Genomic DNA, 6,545 nt, shown 5'->3' with positions numbered 1-6,545 from the left:
ATCGGCCGTGAGATCTCCGTGGCGTTGCGCGACGTCCCCGAGGGCACCCCGGTCATCGTGAAGGTCCTGCCATGACCCGGCCGGATCCCGCCGTCCTCGCCCGGATCGCCGAGAAGTTGGAGCTGCTCACCCGGGTGGAGGCCGAGCACGGCTTCGGCGTGCGCATCGAGGGGCCCGCTCCGCTGGAGCCGATCGCCGACCTGCCCGGCGTCGCCGAGGTCTACAGCCTGTTCCGGCGGATCGAGGGCGACGACTTCCGGTTCCACGCGCCGAAGGAGATCCTCACCCCGCAGGCGTGGGAGGAGGACGAGGTCAACCCGAACGACCCGATGGGCAGCCCGCTGATCGTCGGCTACGAGATGGACAGCGTCCCCGCCGGCCTGCGCGCCGAGATCCGCGGCGGTGACCCGATCTATCTCGACCGGGAAGACCTGGACGTGTACTACATGGAGTCCAGCGCCTACGTCTACCAGTACGAGCACCCCGACGAGGACGTCGAGTTCACCGTCATCGCCCCCGATGTCGCCACGTTCTTCGACGAGCACGTGCTCGGCCCCCGCTACCCGGAGCTGACGGCCGTCGTCTTCGGTCCCGCCGCTGCCGAGCAGCGGCTGCGCAAGGGCCGGCACGCCGGCGAGTACGCCGACAACTGGCGGCGGCTGCTGATCGCCGCCGGCCTCTCCTCCTGACCCACCCGCCGACCCTGCGAAGGACCGTCATGGCAGCTGATCCGCGGTTCACCGCGTTGTGGAGCGAGGAAGAGCTCATCCCGTACCCGCGCGAGGCGTGGCTGGAGGGGGGTTTCACCCCCGAGATGCTTCCCGACGGTGACGAGATCCCGCTCGACGTGGCGGTGGTCTTCACCGCCTTCCTCGAAGGCGACATCGAGCTGTACGACACCATCCAGCTGACCACCGAGGACGGCTCGCTGGACATCCGACTGATCGTGGTCGGCGCGGTGGCCGACAACAACGACCTGCTCTACGTGCTCGACCCGCGCACCGGGGAGATCCTCCAGTGCGACCTGGAGCAGCCGGACGTGCAGCCGGTGAACAGCAACTTCCGCACCTTCGTCGAGTTCCTCTACCAGTTCGCGGTCTTCGTCGAGGCGGACGAGGGCAAGCCGGGCCGCGCCGAACGGGCGGAGCAGCTGCGGATGGTGCTGGAGAGCATCGACCCGGCCGCCTTCACCCCCGACGGCTGGTGGCCGTTGGTGATCAGCCAGCTGAAGTGACCGCCGGGCGGCAGGCCCGGATCGCGGTCAGCGTGGTGTGCACGTCGAACTGGTGCCCGTCGTCGCTGTCCCAGCCGCCGTCGCTGCGCTGGGTCTCGGCGAGCCGCCTGCGGGCGGCGACGAACAGCCACTGCTCCTCGCTCCCCTCGACCCGGCGCAGCGTGGCAGCCAGCCACGCCACGTCGGCCGGGGACATCCTCGGCACCCGCTCGGCCAGCACCGCCTGGATGCGCGCCGACTCGTCGTACATCTGCTGCCGGTGCAGCACCGCCGCGCTCAGCCACCCGGCCGGCAGGAAGGACGGCCAGCTGCCGTCGGGGGCGAGCGCCGCGGCCAGCGCGTGCGCCGCCGCCTGCACCACCCCGGCGTACGCCCCACCGACCCGGTGGTCAAGCGGGCCGGCGGCCCGGGCGTCGAGCCCGGCGACGGTCAGCCAGTAGCCGGCGTTGGCGGTCAGGTAGAGCCGGGCCTCCGGGTCGCCGGGGCGGGCCCACTCCGGAGCCAGGCCGGCCAGCCGCGGGTCCTCCTCCCAGCCACCGTCGGGCAGCTGCCGGGCGGCGAGCCAGTCCAGCGCGTGCCGGGCGGCGGGACGGCCGAGCGCACCGAGGTCGTCCAGCTCGGCGAGGCGGAAGCAGGTCGCGTCGACCGAGGCGACCTCGCCGCCGAGCACCGCCGGCCAGCCGCCGCCGGGCGCCTGCCCGGCCTCGGCCTCGTCGAGCAGCTCCACCGGCACCGGCGCGCCGGTGCGCAACCGGGAGAGACGGGCGCGGTCCACCGCGTCCCCGTGCGCCACGACGAAGCCGATCGCGGCGTCCATGTCGACCACGGCGGACACGCTACCTGCGAAAAGTCGGTCCCGCCTCCGGGAAACGGCTCGGCCGGGTCCACCGGGTAGCCACCGTCGACCGGCGCGACGTGCGGACCGGGCCCGGTGCCGGGGCTGCGGCACGGCACAGAGGCCCTCCCGCACGGGCGGAAGGGCCTCTGGTGCGACCGGTCAGTACGCGGGCAGCGACGGGTCGATCTGCTTGATCCAGGAGAGCACGCCGCCCTGCACGTGCACGGCGTCGCGGAACCCGGCCGCCTTCAGCGCGGCGAGCGCCTCCGCGGAGCGGACCCCGGACTTGCAGTGCAGCACGATCTGCCGGTCCTGCGGCAGGTTGGCCAGCGCCTCGCCGGAGATGATCTCGCCCTTGGGGATCAGCGTCGCGCCGGGGATCCGGACGATCTCGTACTCGGCCGGCTCGCGGACGTCGACGAGGAAGATGTCCTTGCCGGCGTCCTGCCACTCCTTGAGCTCCAGCGCGGTGATGGTCGAGTCGACCACCGCCTCCTGCGCCTCCACCGACACCGCGCCGCAGAAGTCCTCGTAGTCCTCCAGCAGGTCGGTGACCGTCGGGTTCTCGCCGCAGAGCACGCAGTTCGGGTCCTTGCGAACCTTGATCTTGCGGTAGCTCATCTCCAGGGCGTCGTAGACCATCAGCCGGCCGACCAGCGGCTCGCCGATGCCGGCGAGCAGCTTGATCGCCTCGTTGACCTGGATCGAGCCGATCGACGCGCAGAGCACGCCGAGCACCCCGCCCTCGGCGCAGGAGGGGACCATGCCGGGCGGCGGGGGCTCCGGGTAGAGGCAGCGGTAGCAGGGGCCGTGCTCGGCCCAGAACACCGACGCCTGGCCGTCGAAGCGGTAGATCGACCCCCAGACGTACGGCTTGCCGAGCAGCACCGCCGCGTCGTTGACCATGTAGCGGGTGGCGAAGTTGTCCGTGCCGTCGACGATCAGGTCGTACCGGGAGAAGATGTCGCGGACGTTGTCCCGGTCCAGCGCGGTGTTGTGGATCTCCACGTCGACCAGCGGGTTGATCTCCCGGATCGACGCCGCGGCCGACTCGGCCTTGGAGCGGCCGACGTCGGAGACGCCGTGGATGATCTGGCGCTGGAGGTTGGACTCGTCGACGGTGTCGAAGTCGATGATGCCGAGGGTGCCGACGCCCGCGGCGGCCAGGTACATCAGGGCCGGCGAGCCGAGACCGCCGGCGCCGACGCAGAGCACCCGGGCGTTCTTCAGCCGCTTCTGCCCCTCGACCCCGACGTCGGGAATGATCAGGTGGCGCGAGTAGCGGCGGATCTCGTCAACGGTCAGCTCGGCGGCGGGCTCGACGAGCGGGGGCAACGACACGGTGGACTCCCCGGGATCGGCTGATGGCGAACCGAGCCATTGTCGCCCGTCGTGGGGCCGGTCGGCCATGAGGAGGGACACGTCGCCCGAACTGCGGGAGCGGGAATATTCAGATCCCGGGGACCAGCTTGCCCTCGTAGCGCGAGCCGTCGACGTAGGGCCAGGCGTTGGCGACGCAGCCGTCCAGTCCGTACGTCTGCTGTTGCATCACCGGCGCCGGCTCGCCCGGGGCCGGGCACGCCTGGTGTTCCCCGCCGAACTCGTGGCCCACCTCGTGGTTGATCACGTAGGCGCGGTAGATCTCCAGCGGCGCCCCGTAGTCGGGAACGGCCTCCAGCCAGCGGGCGAGGTTGATGATCACCCGACCGGGGAGCCGGCAGGAGGTGTAGCCCTCGGTGCTCAGCCCGCCCTCCGCGCACATCCGCTCCGAGGTGTCCGGGGTGGCGAGGTAGACGGTGAAGTCGGCGTCGTCCGCCTCGGCCACCCGCTGCACCCGGAACTCCTCCGAGGCGGTCCAGCCGCGCGGGTCGCCCAGCACCTCGTCGACGGTGGCGGCGAAGGCGGCGACGTCCTGGCCGGTGCCCGACTCCACGGCCACCCGGTAGCGCCGGACCGGCCCGGCGGTGCCCCGCACCGGGGAGTCCCCGGTCGCGGCGTCGAAGCTGCCCGTGCCCTCCCGGGGGTAGGGGGAACGGGTGGGCCGCTGCTCGTGCTCGCCCGCCGCCGCCCCGTACGCCGCCCGGCCCGGGTCGCCCGTGGGCGGCTCGCCGGCCTGCCCGTAAGGCCGGGGGGCCAGCGTCACCACGGCGGCCGCCGCGAGCAGCAGGGCCAGACCGATCCCGAGGGCGCGCCGGTCCCGGAGCAGGGCCGGCAGGCGGCGGTCCCGGGACAGGGATCGCGGCGACGGACGGTGGCTCGGCGGACCAGGCGGGTCGCAAGGGGACGACGACGTCATGACCTGAGCGTCCCACGCGAATCTGGCATTTCCGCGCTTTTGCCGCAGTTCGGCTACGGCCAGTCCAGGCCGTCGACGGCGGCACCGGCGGGCGTTCCCGCCCCCGCTGTCCGGTCGGCGGCGGCTAGAGCGGCGGCCCGGCGTAACGCCGACCGTCGCGGTACGGCCAGGGGTTGGCGACGCAGCCGTTGAGGAAGAGCGTCTGCTGCATCATCACCGGCGCCGGGCGGCCCCTGCCCGGGCAGCGCTCGTGCCGGTGCCCCAACTGGTGCCCGACCTCGTGGTTCACCACGTACGTCCGGTAGACCGAGAGCGGCACGCGGGCGCTCACGTAGTGCGGCACCGACAGCCGCCAACGGTCCAGGTTGATGATCACCTTGCCGGGCGCCCGGCACGACGTGTACGGCCGCCCGCCCACCCGGATGTCGACCCCGCCCGCCGCGCACATCCGGCCCGCCGTGGCGGCGGTGGCCAGGTAGACCGTGAAGTCGTGCCGGGCGTCCGCGCGTACCTGCTGCAACCGCAGCCCGCCGTCGACCCAGCTCCCCGGCCCGGTGAGCGCCTCCTCGACGGCGGCCGCGAACTCACCCGCGTCCTCGTCGGAGCCCGACTCCACGGCGACCCGGTAGCGGTGCAGCCTGCCGGCCTCCCCCAGCACCGGGCGCACCCGGTCGTCGTAGCCGAAGCTGCCCCGGCCCGCCGACGGCACCGGCCCGGGCAGCCGCAGCACCGGCGGCGGGGGCGTGGTGTCCGCGGGGGCGGGCGACGCCGGGACCGGCGAGGCGGACACCGGCGCGACCGCCGGCGCGGGGGCCAGTTCCTCGGCGGTGAGCACCTCCGCGTCGACGTCGGCACCCCGCCGGTCGGCGACCACCGCCACCGCCGCGCCGACCGCGAGGAGGAGTGCGACCAGCTCGACGAGGCGACGCCGGCGGGCCGGCCGGCGGTGCCGGGAACGGGACAGGTCCGGGCCCTGGGCGGCGGCCGGCGCCCGGCCCGTGGAGTGCCGACGCCCGCCGGCGGAGGCTGCGGCCCGCTGGCCCCGGGTCGGGGGCGGGGCGGGGCGGCGGTGGGCGGAGGACATCCCGGTCAGCCTGCCATGTCGGACCGCTTCGCGGTGTCCCCCGTTTCGGCGAGCAGGCCCAGCACGGCACGGGCGACCAGGCGCGGCACCTCCAGTTGCGCCACGTGCCCGACGCCGTCGAGCATCAGCAGGCGGCTGTCCGGGACGACCCGCGCGGCCTGCGGCGCCACCCGGACGTCCACCAGCCGGTCGTGCCGCCCTCCGATGACCAGCGTGGGCGCCCGGACCACACCGGCCAGCCGCCACAGCGACCCCGACCCGGGCAGGTACGACCGCAGGAAACTGGAGACCAGGCCGCGGAACGTCCGGACGTACGCGGCGGCGTAGTGCTCGGCCTCGTAGCGCACCCGGATCTCCTCCAGCGCCTCCTGCCGGCGCTGCTCGCTGATCCGGCTCAGGTCGCCGACGCACGCCTCCATGACCTGCTGGGCCATCACCTCGGGGGCGAGCTTGGCCAGCTGCCGGGCGGCCAGGCGCTCGCCCCGGGGGATCGCCAGCAGCGGCAGCATCCGACCCTGCAACGAGCGCCGGAAGTCGAGGAACGGCAGAGCCGGCGAGATCAGGGTCAGGGTCCGGACCAGGTCCGGCCGCAGCCCCGCCACCTGCACCGAGATCGCCCCGCCCAGCGAGTTCCCGAACAGGTGCACCGGCCCCCGGCCGGAGTGCTCGATCCAGCGGATCACCCGCTCGGTGAAGGCCGGGATGGTGTAGCGGCGCCCCGGCTCGCTGCGGCCGAACCCGGGCAGGTCGATGGCCTGCCCGTCGAGGCGGTCGGCGAGCAGGCCGGCCAGGTCGGTCCAGTTCTGCGACGAGCCGCCCAGGCCGTGCACGTAGAGCGCCGGCTCCGCGCCGGGGGCGGTGGCCGGGGTGTCCCGGACGTACGTCACGGTGCCGTCGAGGCGCACCTCGCGCCCCGGCCAGGGCGGCGGGACGGAGTGCTCGGGGAGGAGATGGTCCGGCCAGAGGGTGGCGCGCTTCATCCCTCCAGTCTGCCCGTGCCCGCGCCGCCCGGCAGCGCGTCGAACCGCGCCTGCCGCGTGCGGGCCGCGAGCGGCCCGCACCGCGCCCCCGGCGCGGCGGACCACACCCCCGC

At 74.1% G+C, this 6,545-nt stretch carries 7 protein-coding genes; 2 read left to right on the top strand and 5 right to left on the bottom strand.

Annotation, left to right across the window (positions count from 1 at the left end; all coding sequences use genetic code 11):
- Positions 1 to 71 precede the first annotated feature (71 nt).
- The gene (locus tag AB0L34_RS04980) at positions 72 to 689 is read left to right on the top strand and encodes a hypothetical protein (RefSeq protein WP_350707170.1); all 618 of its coding nucleotides are present in this window, start codon (positions 72 to 74) and stop codon (positions 687 to 689) included.
- Positions 690 to 718: 29 nt separating this feature from the next.
- Positions 719 to 1,234, top strand: coding sequence for an SUKH-4 family immunity protein (locus tag AB0L34_RS04975; protein WP_363701947.1), 516 nt, complete (start codon positions 719 to 721; stop codon positions 1,232 to 1,234).
- On the opposite strand, the gene AB0L34_RS04970 is transcribed toward AB0L34_RS04975, so the two are convergent.
- The 5 genes from AB0L34_RS04970 to AB0L34_RS04950 form a co-directional block, all read right to left on the bottom strand.
- Complete coding sequence (locus AB0L34_RS04970) at positions 1,218 to 2,060, bottom strand: prenyltransferase/squalene oxidase repeat-containing protein (RefSeq protein ID WP_363701945.1); 843 nt, start codon at positions 2,058 to 2,060, stop codon at positions 1,218 to 1,220. The genes AB0L34_RS04975 and AB0L34_RS04970 overlap by 17 nt on opposite strands.
- Before the next feature lie 171 nt (positions 2,061 to 2,231).
- On the bottom strand, positions 2,232 to 3,413 hold the full coding sequence (moeZ, locus tag AB0L34_RS04965; protein ID WP_350707166.1) for an adenylyltransferase/sulfurtransferase MoeZ: 1,182 nt from the start codon (positions 3,411 to 3,413) through the stop codon (positions 2,232 to 2,234).
- A gap of 109 nt (positions 3,414 to 3,522) precedes the next feature.
- A complete protein-coding gene (locus AB0L34_RS04960) occupies positions 3,523 to 4,368 on the bottom strand; it encodes a DUF3152 domain-containing protein (protein WP_363701943.1) in 846 nt (281 codons plus the stop codon).
- Positions 4,369 to 4,492: 124 nt separating this feature from the next.
- Positions 4,493 to 5,452: a DUF3152 domain-containing protein gene (locus AB0L34_RS04955; RefSeq protein WP_363701941.1), complete on the bottom strand. Its 960-nt coding sequence runs from the start codon at positions 5,450 to 5,452 to the stop codon at positions 4,493 to 4,495.
- A gap of 5 nt (positions 5,453 to 5,457) precedes the next feature.
- Positions 5,458 to 6,432 (bottom strand): alpha/beta hydrolase, encoded by a 975-nt coding sequence (locus AB0L34_RS04950; protein ID WP_363701939.1) that lies wholly within the window; start codon positions 6,430 to 6,432, stop codon positions 5,458 to 5,460.
- Positions 6,433 to 6,545 lie beyond the last annotated feature (113 nt).

It is taken from the genome of Micromonospora sp. NPDC052213, assembly GCF_040679695.1.
Lineage (GTDB): Bacteria > Actinomycetota > Actinomycetes > Mycobacteriales > Micromonosporaceae > Micromonospora.
Note: the sequence above shows the minus strand (reverse complement) of the source record. Positions and strands in the feature narration are given on the sequence as shown.